At 41.0% G+C, this 14,993-nt stretch carries 25 protein-coding genes; 17 read left to right on the forward strand and 8 right to left on the reverse strand.

Annotation, left to right across the window (positions count from 1 at the left end; genetic code table 11):
* The first annotated feature begins 23 nt into the window (after positions 1–23).
* The 17 genes from CH376_RS10820 to CH376_RS24575 all read left to right on the forward strand — a co-directional run bounded on the left by CH376_RS10820 (position 24) and on the right by CH376_RS24575 (position 9,388).
* Complete coding sequence (locus CH376_RS10820) at positions 24–431, forward strand: hypothetical protein (RefSeq protein WP_100787400.1); 408 nt, start codon at positions 24–26, stop codon at positions 429–431.
* Positions 428–1,018, forward strand: a complete 591-nt coding sequence (locus tag CH376_RS10825) for a helix-turn-helix domain-containing protein (protein ID WP_100787399.1) — start codon at positions 428–430, stop codon at positions 1,016–1,018. Before CH376_RS10820 ends, CH376_RS10825 begins: the two co-directional genes overlap by 4 nt.
* Before the next feature lie 6 nt (positions 1,019–1,024).
* Positions 1,025–1,240 (forward strand): hypothetical protein, encoded by a 216-nt coding sequence (locus CH376_RS10830; RefSeq protein ID WP_100787398.1) that lies wholly within the window; start codon positions 1,025–1,027, stop codon positions 1,238–1,240.
* A gap of 4 nt (positions 1,241–1,244) precedes the next feature.
* Entirely contained in the window at positions 1,245–1,421 is a 177-nt protein-coding gene (locus CH376_RS24235) for a hypothetical protein (protein WP_165781822.1), read from the forward strand.
* A 1-nt stretch (position 1,422) separates the two neighbouring features.
* Complete coding sequence (locus CH376_RS10835; RefSeq protein ID WP_100787397.1) at positions 1,423–1,656, forward strand: hypothetical protein; 234 nt, start codon at positions 1,423–1,425, stop codon at positions 1,654–1,656.
* 183 nt (positions 1,657–1,839) lie between these two features.
* Positions 1,840–2,049: a hypothetical protein gene (locus CH376_RS10845; RefSeq protein WP_100787395.1), complete on the forward strand. Its 210-nt coding sequence runs from the start codon at positions 1,840–1,842 to the stop codon at positions 2,047–2,049.
* A gap of 9 nt (positions 2,050–2,058) precedes the next feature.
* Positions 2,059–2,388 (forward strand): hypothetical protein, encoded by a 330-nt coding sequence (locus CH376_RS10850; RefSeq protein ID WP_100787394.1) that lies wholly within the window; start codon positions 2,059–2,061, stop codon positions 2,386–2,388.
* A gap of 267 nt (positions 2,389–2,655) precedes the next feature.
* Positions 2,656–3,393 carry a DNA cytosine methyltransferase gene (locus CH376_RS10860; protein ID WP_243398253.1) on the forward strand — a complete coding sequence of 246 codons (738 nt, stop codon included), beginning with the start codon at positions 2,656–2,658 and terminating at the stop codon, positions 3,391–3,393.
* Positions 3,390–4,412, forward strand: a complete 1,023-nt coding sequence (locus CH376_RS10865) for a DUF5131 family protein (RefSeq protein ID WP_100787391.1) — start codon at positions 3,390–3,392, stop codon at positions 4,410–4,412. The genes CH376_RS10860 and CH376_RS10865 overlap by 4 nt, the downstream gene beginning before the upstream one ends.
* 502 nt (positions 4,413–4,914) lie before the next feature.
* Positions 4,915–5,232, forward strand: a complete 318-nt coding sequence (locus CH376_RS10875) for a hypothetical protein (RefSeq protein WP_100787389.1) — start codon at positions 4,915–4,917, stop codon at positions 5,230–5,232.
* Between the two features lie 457 nt (positions 5,233–5,689).
* A complete protein-coding gene (locus CH376_RS10885) occupies positions 5,690–5,968 on the forward strand; it encodes a hypothetical protein (protein WP_100787387.1) in 279 nt (92 codons plus the stop codon).
* On the forward strand, positions 5,965–6,774 hold the full coding sequence (locus tag CH376_RS10890; RefSeq protein ID WP_100787386.1) for an MmcB family DNA repair protein: 810 nt from the start codon (positions 5,965–5,967) through the stop codon (positions 6,772–6,774). The genes CH376_RS10885 and CH376_RS10890 overlap by 4 nt, the downstream gene beginning before the upstream one ends.
* Positions 6,771–7,610, forward strand: a complete 840-nt coding sequence (locus CH376_RS10895) for a DNA adenine methylase (protein WP_100787385.1) — start codon at positions 6,771–6,773, stop codon at positions 7,608–7,610. The genes CH376_RS10890 and CH376_RS10895 overlap by 4 nt, the downstream gene beginning before the upstream one ends.
* A 27-nt stretch (positions 7,611–7,637) precedes the next feature.
* Positions 7,638–8,420, forward strand: coding sequence for a prohibitin family protein (locus CH376_RS10900; protein ID WP_100787384.1), 783 nt, complete (start codon positions 7,638–7,640; stop codon positions 8,418–8,420).
* A 39-nt stretch (positions 8,421–8,459) separates the two neighbouring features.
* Positions 8,460–8,702, forward strand: coding sequence for a hypothetical protein (locus tag CH376_RS10905; RefSeq protein WP_100787383.1), 243 nt, complete (start codon positions 8,460–8,462; stop codon positions 8,700–8,702).
* A gap of 229 nt (positions 8,703–8,931) precedes the next feature.
* Positions 8,932–9,162: a hypothetical protein gene (locus tag CH376_RS10915; RefSeq protein WP_100787381.1), complete on the forward strand. Its 231-nt coding sequence runs from the start codon at positions 8,932–8,934 to the stop codon at positions 9,160–9,162.
* A gap of 43 nt (positions 9,163–9,205) precedes the next feature.
* Positions 9,206–9,388 carry a hypothetical protein gene (locus CH376_RS24575; RefSeq protein WP_100787380.1) on the forward strand — a complete coding sequence of 61 codons (183 nt, stop codon included), beginning with the start codon at positions 9,206–9,208 and terminating at the stop codon, positions 9,386–9,388.
* Between the two features lie 47 nt (positions 9,389–9,435).
* Here CH376_RS24575 and CH376_RS10925 read toward each other — a convergent pair whose 3' ends face one another.
* The 8 genes from CH376_RS10925 to CH376_RS10960 are packed head-to-tail and all read right to left on the reverse strand — an operon-like array spanning position 9,436 to position 14,937.
* The gene (locus tag CH376_RS10925) at positions 9,436–9,939 is read right to left on the reverse strand and encodes a hypothetical protein (RefSeq protein ID WP_100787379.1); all 504 of its coding nucleotides are present in this window, start codon (positions 9,937–9,939) and stop codon (positions 9,436–9,438) included.
* On the reverse strand, positions 9,932–10,204 hold the full coding sequence (locus tag CH376_RS10930) for a hypothetical protein (RefSeq protein WP_100787378.1): 273 nt from the start codon (positions 10,202–10,204) through the stop codon (positions 9,932–9,934). The genes CH376_RS10925 and CH376_RS10930 overlap by 8 nt, the downstream gene beginning before the upstream one ends.
* Before the next feature lie 10 nt (positions 10,205–10,214).
* Positions 10,215–10,853, reverse strand: a complete 639-nt coding sequence (locus tag CH376_RS10935; protein WP_100787377.1) for a hypothetical protein — start codon at positions 10,851–10,853, stop codon at positions 10,215–10,217.
* A complete protein-coding gene (locus CH376_RS10940; protein WP_100787376.1) occupies positions 10,850–11,467 on the reverse strand; it encodes a hypothetical protein in 618 nt (205 codons plus the stop codon). Before CH376_RS10940 ends, CH376_RS10935 begins: the two co-directional genes overlap by 4 nt.
* Positions 11,460–12,176 (reverse strand): DUF4376 domain-containing protein, encoded by a 717-nt coding sequence (locus CH376_RS10945; protein ID WP_100787375.1) that lies wholly within the window; start codon positions 12,174–12,176, stop codon positions 11,460–11,462. The genes CH376_RS10940 and CH376_RS10945 overlap by 8 nt, the downstream gene beginning before the upstream one ends.
* Positions 12,177–13,499, reverse strand: coding sequence for a phage tail protein (locus CH376_RS10950; RefSeq protein ID WP_100787374.1), 1,323 nt, complete (start codon positions 13,497–13,499; stop codon positions 12,177–12,179).
* On the reverse strand, positions 13,499–14,140 hold the full coding sequence (locus CH376_RS10955) for a hypothetical protein (RefSeq protein ID WP_100787373.1): 642 nt from the start codon (positions 14,138–14,140) through the stop codon (positions 13,499–13,501). Before CH376_RS10955 ends, CH376_RS10950 begins: the two co-directional genes overlap by 1 nt.
* Positions 14,137–14,937, reverse strand: a complete 801-nt coding sequence (locus tag CH376_RS10960) for a hypothetical protein (RefSeq protein WP_476737511.1) — start codon at positions 14,935–14,937, stop codon at positions 14,137–14,139. The genes CH376_RS10955 and CH376_RS10960 overlap by 4 nt, the downstream gene beginning before the upstream one ends.
* Positions 14,938–14,993: the final 56 nt, after the last annotated feature.

Consider the following 14,993-nt stretch of genomic DNA (forward strand, 5'->3'; position numbering starts at 1 on the left):
ATCGTGAGACTCAATACGAAAGAATGTTACGTTGGGAAAATAAACGAAGGGAATCTGCGAAGCGCTACCAAGAATCTCGACGCACAAAAGAGCCAACAAAGGCAGCCAAACGTATGAAGGATGGAATGAATAAGAGAAGAAAGATGGACCAAAGGTGTCTTGTAACAGGTTCAAATAATTTCGTTGTCTGTCATCTCCTCGGAAGAAGAACAAGATATACAAAATACGTGCCTTGGGACCCTTTAAATATGTTTTGTCTCAATGCTTCACTCCATACAGGTAAAGGAGGATACGACGAAAATACGAGCGTCGACGCGAGACTTGAATGGTTGAGAGATCGAAACCTACATGAACAAGCAGAAAGACTGATTTATTTAACAACTCCAGATGAATTTTTGGCTAATTGCCAGGGTGGCGAAAAGGCAGAATGAAAAAGAAGAAAGATTTCGAATTCGCCCCTTTGTCGGCTCTTTTAAATCTACCGTATTCAGAAGCGATTGTTTGGATAGTACTTTGGTCTTTTCAGGGTCATAATGCAAATTGTTGGCCAACTTTAAATACGATTTCCAGGAGATTAGGTGGAAGATTGAAACCGAGGAGGATTTCTCAACTTACGAATAAACTCGTGAAGCGGGGATGGCTCATAAAACAACGGAGAGGAAATAGAAGATCAAATATTTATGTCGTAACGATTCCGACTGATTTACTTTTTGTTCCTGATTTTACCTCGCTTCCATTTATAAATTCAGAAAACAAACTCGCATCTTTAGCGACAATTAAAGAACCCACTTGGCTAGGATTTTTGAATTGGGCAAAAGAAAGATTAACCCCTTCAAGTAATAAACTTTTAGAAAAGGTCGAGATCAAGGTTGAAAAGGATTTGATTCAAATTCTAAGTCCTTTGCCCGAGTCAGTAAGTATGGTCGCAAGAAAATATTTTGCGGAAGAATGTTATAGAAAAATTAGAATAGAATTTATAGTCAAAGCTGAAGACCGCCAATTGTTCAGCGCAGTATAATTAAAAATGAAAGAAACTGAATATAAAAATACAATGAAGGTAATAGAAAGAATGGATAAGGAAGATAATAATATTCCCACCTCTCCAGAGGATCGGGCCTCATATCTGTTTTACCGTGGATACGGCATCAAGCAGGTTTGCAAAATTACCGGAATCAGTCACGAAATTGCAAAAAAATTGAATCGAAAAGTGAATTATTCAGATAAGCAAGAGGAAGCCTAAAAGTATGAGCAACAAAATTCAGAATGCACAACAAATTCTTTCAGGTATGAAAGAGGGTGAGGAAACGGAAATTATATCTAAATTAGGAAAGTCTTACAAAGTAAAATGTATTAAAGAAGACGCTTTAACGGATGGTAAATCAAAACTAAAAGTCTTTAGGGCAACTTCTTCCGGAATTTAAAATGGAAATGGATCAAAGCAAAGAGACGTTACTTGTTTTACGGGATACTATTTTAGTTCTCGTGATTGTCATGTGTTTCCTTGCTTTGGTCGATTTGTTTTCTAAAACTTTAAGTAGGGCACCGATTGAAAATCCAAATCCAATTTACATAGGTAAAGAGAACATTTTGGAAAGAGGACTCAAGAAACCGATGACTGGATGTTTCTTTGAAATCTTTCGAGGAGAACGGTTGTGAACAATTTTAAAGAGGGCTTTGATAACGGAATTATATTTTTTGTAGGTATAGGGTTCATCTTTCAAGGGTTATTGGGAAAATCCAACACTATAGATATAATTAATACGTTATGGTTCCCTGAACATTTTTCACTTCCAATTGGGATCGGGCTCCTTTGTATCGTAATGCTACATTCAAAATATTATGGAAATGACTGAAGTGGAATTGGATAAACTACCGTTAGTTCTAATTAGAATCAAAAGTCTTTGTGAAGATGAATTGGAAGTTTATCATTCGGATCTTTTGGTAAAATTCGTAGAAATGATTGATGCCGAAGATGATCGAATTTTGAAATTGAATGAAGTGATGGCGTTAAATAAAATTGAGCGTATGGCTCAAGGGAAACAAATTTAAGGAGATTCTATGGAAGATTTTTATAACAGGATAGCTCAAAGAAAGTATAATCTACCAAAAGAATGGGCATGGTTTTCAAACGAGGCTATCGATGGTGGGTTCATTATTAAAGGAGGTATTGCTTCAGAACACCTCAATGGAATGAGAACATGGACTAAGCCACATAAAACAATAGTAATTTCCACCGCGGAATTGAAAGAGGAGAGAGATTTATACGAATTGGAGGAGGGCAGTTGCTCAAACTGCTTCGGAGCCGGAAAAGTTTTTAAAAGTTGGAGCGTCGAAGAGGGAGTTAAGAATGTTGAATGTAGTAAATGCGAAGGAACTGGAAGACCATAAAAATGGAAATATCATTTCAAATCGATTCGTTAACATCCTTACAAAAGTTGAATCCTGACTTTGGTTATGACGCTCCAACTAAAATTAAGAATGTTCGAGAATGCAAATCTCCTGCGTTTGCAGATCATCGTTATCATAGAATTGGAAAATTCAAAAAGGAATATTTAACCGATGGACTTCGCGGTTGGATCGTAGACTTCATCTGCGTAAATTGTGGAATCAAGGATAAGCATGCTTTCTTTCCGGACTCCATAAACAGAAAGGAGAGTGCGGTTGCGTGAGTTGGCACTTTTCGCAGGCGCTGGTGGAGGAATACTTGGAGGGAAGCTCCTTGGTTGGAGAACAGTTTGCGCCGTGGAAATCAATTCCTATCGCGCTCGACGACTCCTCCAGCGACAAACTGAAGGACACTTTTCACCGTTTCCCGTTTGGGACGATGTTTGTTCCTTCAACGGATTCCCGTGGCGTGGATTTGTTGACGTGGTTTCGGGAGGTTTCCCGTGTCAGGACATCTCAGTGGCAGGCAAGGGAGCCGGAATCGACGGAGAATTTTCAGGACTTTGGCACGAAATGTTCCGAATCATTTGCGAAGTTCGACCCCGTTTCGTCTTCGTGGAAAATTCCCCAATGCTTACCAGGCGTGGACTCGATAGAGTACTCGGGGATTTGGCCTCGGTGGATTTCGATGCGGAATGCGGAGTGCTATCAGCGGAAGAAGCCGGAGCTCCACAAATTCGGGAAAGAATTTGGATTGTTGCCCACTCCACGAAAATCGATGGGGAAAGCGGGATGGGGTTTCGGCAAGGCGCCGAACCGATACAGCGAACCCGTGAAGAATCTCGCACTTACTCTAAGCGGTGGATGGAGTCCGTCCGCAGAAATGCTGGAAGCGGAAATGGGATGGCCTATCGGGTGGACCGCACCGAAGCGATTGGAGACGGACAGGTTCCAGCAGTGGTTAGACTTGCATGGAATATCTTGAATAACATTAGGAAATCTGAATGAAAGACTCTAAGATAGAATGGACGGACCACACTTGGAATCCGGTAACCGGATGCACGAAAGTTTCCGCGGGTTGCAAGAACTGTTACGCAGAGACTTTGAGTAAAAGAAAGTTTGGAGAGTGGGCGATTCGAGATTTTTCCAAAGTAGAATTCAAATATAAAAAGCTGAAGGATCCATTTAGTATTAGAAAGCCGTCAAAGATTTTTGTGAATTCGATGAGCGATCTTTTTCATAAGGATGTTCCTGACTCCTTCATCGACAGAGTGTTTGGTGTCATAGCATTGAACCCTCAACATACATTCCAAATTCTCACAAAACGTTCGGAAAGAATGCTCGATTATATGAAAAGAGAATTTCGCGCGTCAGAAATTGGAGAGGCGGCACACACTTTTGTGGAGATGAACTTTCAAAATAAGAATGTCAAGATGCCCCCTGAATGGATGAAGGATAACTGGAATGGTTCTGTTGAATGGCCACTTCCAAACGTTTGGCTTGGAGTATCCGCCGAAAACCAAAAAACAGCTAACGATCGTATCCCGAAATTGTTGGAAACTCCAGCTTTCATCCGTTTCATTTCGAAAGAGCCTCTTTTGGAATACGTCAATCTGGAAGAAGTAGAACTTGAAGATGGGACACTCATCAATTCCCTTACAGGGGATATTTACATTGGTTATGAAGGAGAATACTCACGAACTGGAAACAAACTCGATTGGGTAGTTGTTGGTGGAGAATCAGGTCCACACGCACGACCAGTCCACCCAGATTGGATATGCAATTTACGCGATCAGTGCATTGACGCGGATGTTCCATTTTTCTTTAAACAGTGGGGGGAGTGGATTGGCGGTGCCTCTACTCCATTGGAACAATCGAAATCTGAAGAAGGCAGAAAAGCGATGTATCAACGAGGAAAGTTCCATGATTGGAATGACGGCAATGTTTCCTTGCGTTGCGGGAAAAAAGAAAGTGGTGCGATGCTCGATGGAGTCGAGTGGAAGCAATTCCCGAAGGGAAGAGTATGAAGAAATTTATTACAGAACTCATCTCGCGTAAAACTAAAGCGACTCAAACAGAGCAATATCTTGAAGAAGAAATTTTAAAAGGTATAAGTTTCACCATGTCGGGGAATGAAATGCTCTTCGATTTCGATAAGGACGTGCCTAGCGCGAAGAAGATTTTGAATTTTATGAAGTTCTTCGCCGAAACGATGCAGAACGTTCTTCATAATAACGAGAATATTCAAAATTACTTACAACTCGATCTAAACGATTTATCCGGAAGAACTCTCTCTCTAATTCTCGTTAAGAATACAGGAAAAAGTCCTCACGAAATTAGAGCAGAATTGGAGCAGAAGGTTCTCTCTTTAGAAACCGAATTAACAGATCTCCGAAATAGTTACGACTTAATTCAAAAGGACTGGACCCGCCAAGTAGAGTTATTGATTGATCACGGCCTCACAAGTTGTTTCGAGAAAGAAGGTTTCACGGTTCATAATAATCTTAAGCACGAGAGGAAAGAAAACTAATGCAAGATATTAGTCGAGAATATCTCAGTAATCGTCTGATCAAACTTGGTGACATGATAGGCGACGGACTTCATCACGAAAATAAAAGTATCTCTTCCGAATATAAGAGAGTTCTTCATGAGCTCCACCCCGAAATTAAAAAAAGGAAAATGGAAAAAGGTCGAGAACAGATGAATGAAATGGTGAACTCAGTTATCGAGACACGAAGCTGTGATTGTGGTGGGAAGTTCATACAGAAAAGGAAAGGTGCAAAGGTTATCATCTGTTCTTCCTGTAAGAAAAGATTCATTATAAAATTAAAAGGGAAGAAAAAATGAGAATCCTACAAATCGCAAAAAGAATCATAGAATCCCGAAATCCGGACGTTGTCATTGGTGATCCCGCCGACCCATATTTGCAAAGGTGGTATTTGATTCCAAGGAACCGACTCTTCAACGTCTATCTTCACCGATTTCTAAAGAGTGATGATGATCGCGCGTTGCATGACCATCCGTGGGTTTCTCTCTCGATATTGCTCGAAGGTGAATACATTGAGCATACGATCCAGGAAGGGGGAATTCATAAGAAAAAGCGGATCACCGGCTCTGGGTTTAGATTTCGTTCTTCAAAATTTGCTCATCGTATTGAAGTTACAAATCAATCAGCGGTGACGATCTTTATAACCGGACCCGCGATTAGGGGCTGGGGATTCCATTGTCCGGAGAAAGGGTGGGTTCATTGGACAAAGTTTGTTGATCTGAATAACCACGGCCAAATCGGGAAAGGATGTGAAGGATGATCGTAGTAAAAGTTGAAATCTGGCCGAATGGCGACGAGACTAAAAAAAGAGAACACTCTTGCGCATACATTGCGAATGATCGGAAGACAACCGAGGCAACGAAAGGCGCCTATGGTTCCTACGATGCGAAGTTTATGCAGAGCGAGGATTTTAATCCGAAAAAGGTTTGGAAGTCGAGTAGAGCGGAAGGAATTCACCGGAAACTCCGCGGGGTTTGGGATATTATCTACGTTGCACTTCGGAATGCCGGATTAGAAGAGAGGAATCAGAAATGAAAGATCCAAAAATTACAGCTCACATGATCAGCGAACTATTGAAAGTAAAGCACGCCAACGATATCTATTTACCGGAGTGTAAGACTGGCCCATCGATGGGTTCTCATCACTTCCGAATGGATGGGTGGTCAATGCCGAAATCCTGGTCGAAAGATGCGGTAACCGCCTATGAAATCAAAGTATCGAGATCTGATTTTCTTCAGGATGAAAAATGGAGATCATATCTCATTTACTGTAATCATTTTTATTTCGTTACTCCGCCTGGATTGATCAACCCGAAGGAACTTCCGGAAGAAGCGGGTCTTTACGAAACCTCAAAGAACGGGACTCGTCTCTTTATCCGAAAAAAATCCGTTTATAGAACACAATCAATTCCTGAAGAGATCTTTCGATATGTTCTTATGTGGCGAATCGACAAACAATATACAAACTACTGGAAGGCGAATGCGAAAGAACGTCTTTTAAATTGGTTGGAAACTCAGGAGGAGGATCGAAATTTCGGACGCGCGTTAAGCGGGAAAATACGTAAGAAAGTAGAAGAAAGGATTTGGAAAGTTGCGGAGCAGAATGAAACTCTCGAAAAGAGAATTAAGACCTATGAGGAAATTAAGATCTTTTTAGAGAACCTTGGGATTGATGCAACGAGACCCTACCTCTCAAAATGGGAAGTCCAAAAGAAAATCGATTTAATAAACGAGCTCATTCCGCAAACTCTGATCGAAAAATTTAAAGACACACAAAGCAACATCTCCCGTGTTTTGGCTATGATAGAAGATATCGAAAAAGGGCAGAGGGAAATTGCATGATCACACGTCCTCCTCTTAAATACAATGGCGGAAAATTTCTCTTGGGGCCGTGGATACAATCCTACTTCCCTACTCACGACGTTTACGTCGATGGTTTTGGCGGAGCAGCGAACGTCCTGCTTCAAAAAGAACCGGCGCGCGCGGAATACTATTTTGATCTTGATTCTGAAGTGACCAACTTCATGGCGATGTTGGGAAACCGCGATACTGCTAAAGAGCTGATTCGCCGCATTAAGTGGACGCCGTATTCCCGGGAAATACATGAATGGGCGGTATCCAAAAATAAACCTGAAGAAACCTCGATTGACCGCGCTTTAAAGTTTTGTGCGAAATGCTGGATGAACATCGGGCAGAATCGATCTTCCCGCGGCTCCTTCCGAGTCCACGGAAATCTCGATCGCTCCGGAGGATACATCCCAGCGCGATTATGGTCAGACATCCAGCCTTACTATCAAGCGGCGTCCCGACTTCGTGGAGTTGTGATCGAAAACAAATCATTCCTAAAAATTGCCGATCAACTCGATTCACCAAATACACTTTTCTATCTTGATCCACCTTACCTCGGATCGGTGCGCGGATCTGGAGATCTTTACACTCACGAAATGAAATCTGTGATCGAGCACGAGAATCTTTTGAACTTGATCGTTTCCTTAAAAGGTATGGTGGTCATTTCGGGTTATCCTTCCGACCTCTACGCCAATCGGTTAGAAACGAAAGGTTGGATCCGGAAAGAAAAGGCAACGAGAGACAATAAGCGCCGCGAGCGGACCGAAGCGATCTGGCTGAATCCGTTGTGCGTGTCGAGACTAGAAGAAAACGAACCGAAGTTGTTTTGAGCATTCATTTTTAAGGAGAAATTTAAAATGGAAGAATATTTGAATTTGGCTAAAAAGCATTGGCTTAAGGGTTTAGTGGTGATATTGGTATTGATTTTCAATCCAATCAAGTGTGTAAGTACCGGACATCGAGGGGTTGTAACAAACCTAGGTTCAGTTTCGGACAGAATTCTTGGAGAAGGAATAAATTTAATTACTCCTTTTTTCCAATCAGTCACGAGTATCGATGTTAGAGTTCAGAAAGTAGAAGCGAATTCTGCAGCACCCTCAAGTGATTTGCAAGAAATTCATACTAAAATTACTTTAACCTATCATTTGTCGCCAAACCAAGTTAATAAATTGTATCAAGAAGTCGGAATGGATTTCGAAGAAACAATTATTGTTCCTGCGATTCTAGAAACAATGAAACACGTAACAGCACAGTTTACTGCATCAGACTTAGTGACTAAAAGAGAAACAGTCTCGAAAGAGATTCACGAGCTACTAAGAACTAAACTTGGAAAATTCTATATCCTAGTGGATGAAGTGTCCATGAAGGATTTTGAATTCTCTAAAACATTTTCTGAATCGATTGAGTTGAAGCAGAAAGCAGAACAAGATGCTTTGCGAGCTAAAAACGAACTTGAAAAAGTGAAAGTTGAAGCCGAACAACAGATCGCACAAGCCCGAGCTGAGGCGGAAGCGTTAAGACTTAAATCTCAACAAATCACACCTATGATGGTCGAGATGGAACGAATTAAGAAATGGGACGGTAAATATCCCGACACCTATCTAAGTAGCGGATCGAATACCCTCTTTCAATTGAAATAACATGAAGCCCGGAGAGTATCCGGGTTTTAAGGAGCTAAAATGCCAGGTAAACAAATTTCTATCTATGATCGAGGTCTTACACTTGATCAATACAAAGCCGCACTCAAAGAAGAAATTCTTAACTTTCGAATTGATCCGAATCACGAAGACTTCCGAGAGTATGACGAAGGCAAGAACGATCTCATCGAGGATCTGATTGAGATGATCGATCGAACTCCGCAGCGGCACTTCGAAATCAATAAGTTGCTCGGTAGACTCGAAGAAAGGTTTAAACTCGTATGAAAATAATTTACGATAGCGAAGAAGTTCCTCATAGGCGTGTGACTCTAAACGACGATGCCGGAACTACTCATGTTTGCGGTTGCTTCGATATTAAGATCGAGATAACGAACCCTTCCGATTCAAATTACAATCGAGGATTTACTATGAAACGGTGGGGTAAAGCAAGCGAACGATCAGAAAAACATAAGGAAGTTCGATCTAAATTAGATACGGAAAATGAGGTGCCCAAATGATCGGCATCCTTTTAATCATGTTTTTCTTTTGGCTCCTCGGTTCAGGCGCTTACGGGATTCTTGAGATCGTGATCATGCTTTCTATTGGTATCGTTCCGGGAAGAAGTCATACTCTGATTCTTACGGGAATCTTTTCGGCAACGTTCGTGATGATCGCTTTCATCTATGTTGCTTTCGTATGTTCTCTGGGAGAAGAATGGGGAATGTGCAGGATTCTGGAATTCTAAAAAACGAAGATCGAAGTTCCTTTCCAAAAAATTATCTTCAATCATGGGTGATGAAAAAATAAATGATGATTACATACAAAGACAAGAAAATTTGTGGATCATTCATTGCGAGAATTTTCTAAGAAAAGGAAAAATACCGAAGAGATGGGAAGAACTTCCACAATATATTAAGACCGAACGAATGCGAAAATACTACGTTGAATTGAAGAAAAGATTAGAACCATAAAAAACTCCTCGGATCTTTTGGACCCGAGGAAGAGATAGGAAATACTTTTAGAATGGGATAACGTTAGATTCAACATGTTTTGTTAAAAACGGAATATCCACAGGTGATTTAGAAATTAGATTCGCAACATTCGCCACACCGGAAAGAGATCCATATTTTAGATACAAACGAATTCCTAAAATAGCTAAAGCTACCGCTATGAACAAAATTAGAAAAACATAAAAGAAAAACTTAATCGTTCTCCAAGTTTCAGCATCTGGTCTATAATCCTCTGCTTTCTGCTTCCATTCGTCTCCGTATGCTTTGCTTTTTTTTAACATTTCCGCGTTGTTTGCAAACTTGGTAGAGAATTCTTTTAGTTTTTTTGAAAGTTTGTCTTTTTCCTCTTCTGTAATCTCTGAGATCGGTTTGTTATCGACTTTTTTTGCGAGGTCCGCAGCTTCCTTCGAAGCGTTTTCAGAATTTTGAATTGCTTCTTCGAAATTCGGACGAATTGTCGCGCAACAGGTAATAAGGGAAAATAAAATTAAAAAGGCAATGATTCTATTCATGATTTGGATCCGCCTCAACTTTCGTTTTTCCGCTCCGGAAAGAATTTACTACTTCGGTAAGAGGTTTTTTCATATAAACCGTAAATGAGCAAATCCCAATGACTCCGAAATACGTAATGTTTTGACCCAAAAAGGATAGCATCGACGCTTTACCGGTTGCTTGTAAACCTGCCTCGATAAGAGAGGCGACCACGAAGATTGCAAAAGATTTTTTCTTACATTCATCCTTGGCAATTCTCCCGACGTACTTGATTTGTTTTTTCATAGAATTCTCCTTAAATTCCAAGTTGAATGAGATAAATAAAATTCGCATGAATCCCTTTGTTGGAATCAATTCCGCAGTGAGAAACGAGGTCTTCGGCAAGATACCGATTGTTGATTTCTTTTTTCTTGTAACCGGTAGTCCAGTCTCCGTAGGAATCGATAACTTCGTAGTATTTGATTCCGTTGATATAAACGATTCTCCGTAGTACAATGAAATGGCCACTTTTCGTAAGTGAGGTTCCAAGCATAACTGCAGAACCTTTTTCAAGCGCGTCGTCGATTTCGGTCCAATCTCCGTTGATTCTTAAATTTACTTCGATCGTATTGTCTTTCAGAATTTCTTTGAGAGCCTCGGCATAGCATTCCATAAATCTTCCGAGCCGAAATTCTTTATTACGACGCCATGTATCGACGATGCTTCTTAGTTTTAAATTCTGAAGGATCTTTTCGCCGATTCCGGCCGCACCGAATCTCGGCTCCATATAATCCACAAACCAGCGAATGTATTCGACACTCGCCATTTTTGGGATGACCGCAGAACCGATAACGCACGCGGCGATGTAACCGCACATGGAGCCGAATCCTACCGAGTAGACCGGAGCGATCTTACTGTTTTGTTCAACACCTTTCAAAGCGTTTGCCGGAGTCATTTGTCTGTCCTTAGAAGTAAACCGATTTCTTCCGCGGCGCGAATAATTTCAGTTGGGTCTGTATCGTGTTCAAGGTCATCATGCCACGAAATCGAAATAAAACCTTCGGCAAATCCTTGATAATCGATTTTGGCGAATAGATGGGCCTTTATATCGTTAAAACGGAAAATTCTTCTCCACCGCGAAGTTTCCGGAAGATCATCTGTTTTAAGATAATAAAACGATGAGTCACAGATCGGTTTAATGAGTTCGACAGACATCGAAATCTCTTTTTTTGTATAGTACTCTTCAAAGTTATACGGAACGGCCATTCCCGGTTTTACGGAGATATGCGACATTGAGAACTTTTCGACGCCGGCACCGTTAAGGTAATACTCACCGTTATGAAACTGAAAAACTTTGGCTCGACTTGCTGAGTAATGATCGCGAAGTAAAGCGAGACGGTCTTGTACCATCGAATTGATATTCAAAACTAGTTCGATCTTACCGAGAGATTTCTTTTTATTATTCTCGATCGCTTTCTTCTCAACCCATTTGTCGTACAAATGTTTTACGAAAGTGTAAACACCGATACATACACCTAATCCTAATGCTTTCAATAAATCTTCAAACATCTGTTTCCCACGCAGAATTTGGGTCAAACGAATCACTTGGCGAAAGGCTTTTGATCGTGTTTTCGTTTTCCCATTTTTTTTGATAGAGTGCGATTCCGGCGTTGTATAAATCAATTTCAATCAATTCAGCTAGTGATTGAAGATCGTCGATTGTAAGAATTGAAAAGGCGTTATTCGAATCTTTCCAAGGGGGAATTTCTGAAATCTTCCCTTTAGAAGCTAAACTTACAACTGAGTTTATATTATCGTGGTAAATCTTTCCAGAATCCCAAATAGTATTTTTGAACTCTACCGTTCCCCTATAACTTTCCTTTTTAGAATTAAAAATTGCAGAATTGATTTCTAAAAAATAAGCACTCCTTCTTTCTTGATCAATAACCCATGTTGTTCCGTTGAATTTTTGAAATTTTTCAAAAGGGATAGGTTGGATTTCAGTTTCCGAAGATTTGATTTTATCGTTCCAATCTTCAAGTGATCGCTCGATTCCTGAAATTTTATCGTAAACAGATTTTGGCTGAAACTCGGAAGCAACTCCATCTACAATTTCCGCATTGAAAATATCACCTTTTTGTGGATTATAATTTACTGAATAAACCACACGATGATTGTTCGGATTGAATTCAAACCAGACTTCCGGTCCGGAAATTTGTTTTGGATCTGTATTTATCCACAGAACTTCTTTCGTTTGTTTATCAATTACGTAATTCATTTACGCGACCCTCACTTTATATCTTACAGCAACCCAGGCGGGGGTAGTCTCATTTCCGGTCCGGGGTGCCCCGGTTCCGCCAACCGCAGCCGGTGAGCTCGTGGTTTTTGTGACGAAATCGATTGTCCCTGATCCATAATTCCAGTTTGCCGTACCGCTACTTTCCGCGACGTTTGGAATCGTATGTACGTGGTTATGGCCCATGTCCTGACCTTTGAATCCGACTGCGCCACCATCATAATTTCCACCGGCGGCCTTCGCCCTTGTTCCGTTTAGTCCAGATCCTCTCGCGAAAACTCCTCCACGATCCATCAAATTGAAAGTGGTTGAACCGTCTCCAAATCCGTATTCAACATTGACAATGACGTCCCCGGATTGATTCGCAGTGAGATCGATGATTGATCCGGTAGGAGTTGTCGAAACTTGAAAGTCCGCAGCAGTCGGGTTCCTTACATAGTATTCGGTAAGCGCCGTAATCCCACCGCCAGTGAAAGAGAATTTTACAAGTTGCCCTTCGATGCAATTCTGTGAAACAATTACTCTGTCCGAAGTCGGATTGATACCTGTCACAGCTTTCCGGATCGCAGACCAAAGAGTTGAAAAAGATGTTCTTGAAATTGCTTGACCGTTCGCGTCTTTGAAGAGGGAAGAAGACAGTCGATCCAAGTTATCTTCAACCACGGAACCGATCGGAATTTGCAATGCAGTACTATCTTCGAGAGTGATGAGAGTTCCGTTTTTGTTTTTAGGAATTTTTACTGAGTTAGAAATCTTATTCACGGAAATCACATTTCCGAACGCAGCATCCTTCTTATATTCGAACCACTTGATTCTTCCCGGAGTAAGTGTGGGGAAGGCTGCGGTGGTATTATAGTTTTCATAAACTTTTACGATATAGGATTTTCTAGTATTCGCATTTTGTTGAAACGATGAGTTCGTTGAAACATCAAAAAATTGAAGGTTCGCTAAATCCGAATCTTGTTGAACCAATTCAATTTCATAAAATCCCCAAAATGCCTGATTGGTCGGTTGCAACGAAAGTGCCTCTAAGAAATAGAGTTCATCGTCTTTGAGTAAACTTCCTTTTAAAGTACTGATTGTCGTATTTGTGAAAGAAGGTATATCACATCCAAACCACTGAATCTCTCCCGGATCCAGCATGTAGAGCTCTCTTAAAATCATCGCAATGGCTTTGGGATAGACGAGTATGTCGTCTTCTAAACCTGGGATCGGACCCACTGTCTTTGAGTTCACTCTCTGATTCGGATTGTAGAGCGTCCTCTTTGCAACGGAATTACTTGCGGGAATTGCAGCTACGGTCATTAATTTACTCCTGAATAATCCTTATCGATAAAACCATAATCTAAATACAAAAATCCGAATTTAGGATATTCGGTAATCACGCCGGCAAAGACTCCAATGCCGGCACTCTTTAGCTGATAGATTGTTCTTAAAAGCGCTGAATCTATATCGAAAATCGTATTAAAAATTATGTATATTGCATTCGTTGGGTGCGTCATTACGGACCCGAACGGTCTGTTTTTTAAGACCGGAGTGTCAAGGTAGGCTACATCGAGGAAGAATCCTAAGTCTTGCGCTTCCTTAACTTCAACCCGATCAATATTCTTTACCAAATTCTTTATCGCCGGAAGCGTTCCCACGATCGCGAGAATCTTTGAAAGAATCTTGGCTCTGTATTCTGGATCCGGAAGAGCTTGATCATTCGGAACACCTAAGAAAGTTCCCCAGGCTTTTAGGAGGAATCCGGAGGCATTCGTAAGCGGAAATTCTTCGATGAGTCGTTTTACGAATCTGTAATGCCATTCAAGGGCATTGAAAACGGCGCCTTTGTTGATATCGTTGATGTTTTTAATCTGAGGTTTTTCAATTCGTTCCGGATCAAAAAAAAGCGCTTTGAAAACTGCACCTGATCGATTAAATAAAGAAAGATACTTCGCGATCATGGTTGGTTGATCCTATTTATCAGATCGCAAACAATAGAACCGCCGCCGTTTCCTCCAATTTTAGGAACGGATCCTAAAGGAACGACGATATCTGTTGAAATCCCTACGAAGCGGATTCTTTGAATATCAGGATGAGCGTTAATACCCGCACCCTTCAATCGATCGAAAATAACGTCTTCTCCATTCCGTAATTTGTTAACGTAATTTGAAATCGCCTGTTCGACTAAGACCTTGAATTGAGCATCAGAGAGTTGCGTTGAAATGAGAACGTCGAGCTCGTAATGGAAAGAGATAGATTGAATCAGAAGGTTTCCGACAAATAACCGTGTTCCGCCCGCTTTGTAGCCGAATTCGGAGGTTCCCAGAATTCCCTTTATCTTATCTGTGACAGTTTGAATGATCGTTGGAGCGGTATTACTCGTTCCATCTGATACGTAGATATTGATCCAACCGGTTTCGGATTGTCCGTTAATTGGGTTTAGATTTTCAGTAACATAGCAATCCACTACGCCTGAAACCGATTTTACGCCGGAAAGAATTCCGGCTAACGTAGATCTTCCAAGATTATTTACAAATTCCTGCCAACGGATAAGTCTTTCCTCTTCCGTTTCTTGATCAGTCCCGCCGGAGATTAAAAAGGGGTTATAAATTCGATCGAATTCAAGAATTACATTCGGGTCCGCGCTTGGAAAAACATCACCTTTTCCAAAGTTGGTATCGATACCTTGTGGATCTAAATTGTATTGCGATCCTGAATTTAATGCGCGGATATCGATATCCACGGAAGTTTGCCCCACAGAAATACTCGATGGAGAAACGGATTGGTAGTCTTGGCCAAAGAGGGAAATCGTAA

Source organism: Leptospira adleri (assembly GCF_002811985.1).
Classification (GTDB): domain Bacteria; phylum Spirochaetota; class Leptospiria; order Leptospirales; family Leptospiraceae; genus Leptospira; species Leptospira adleri.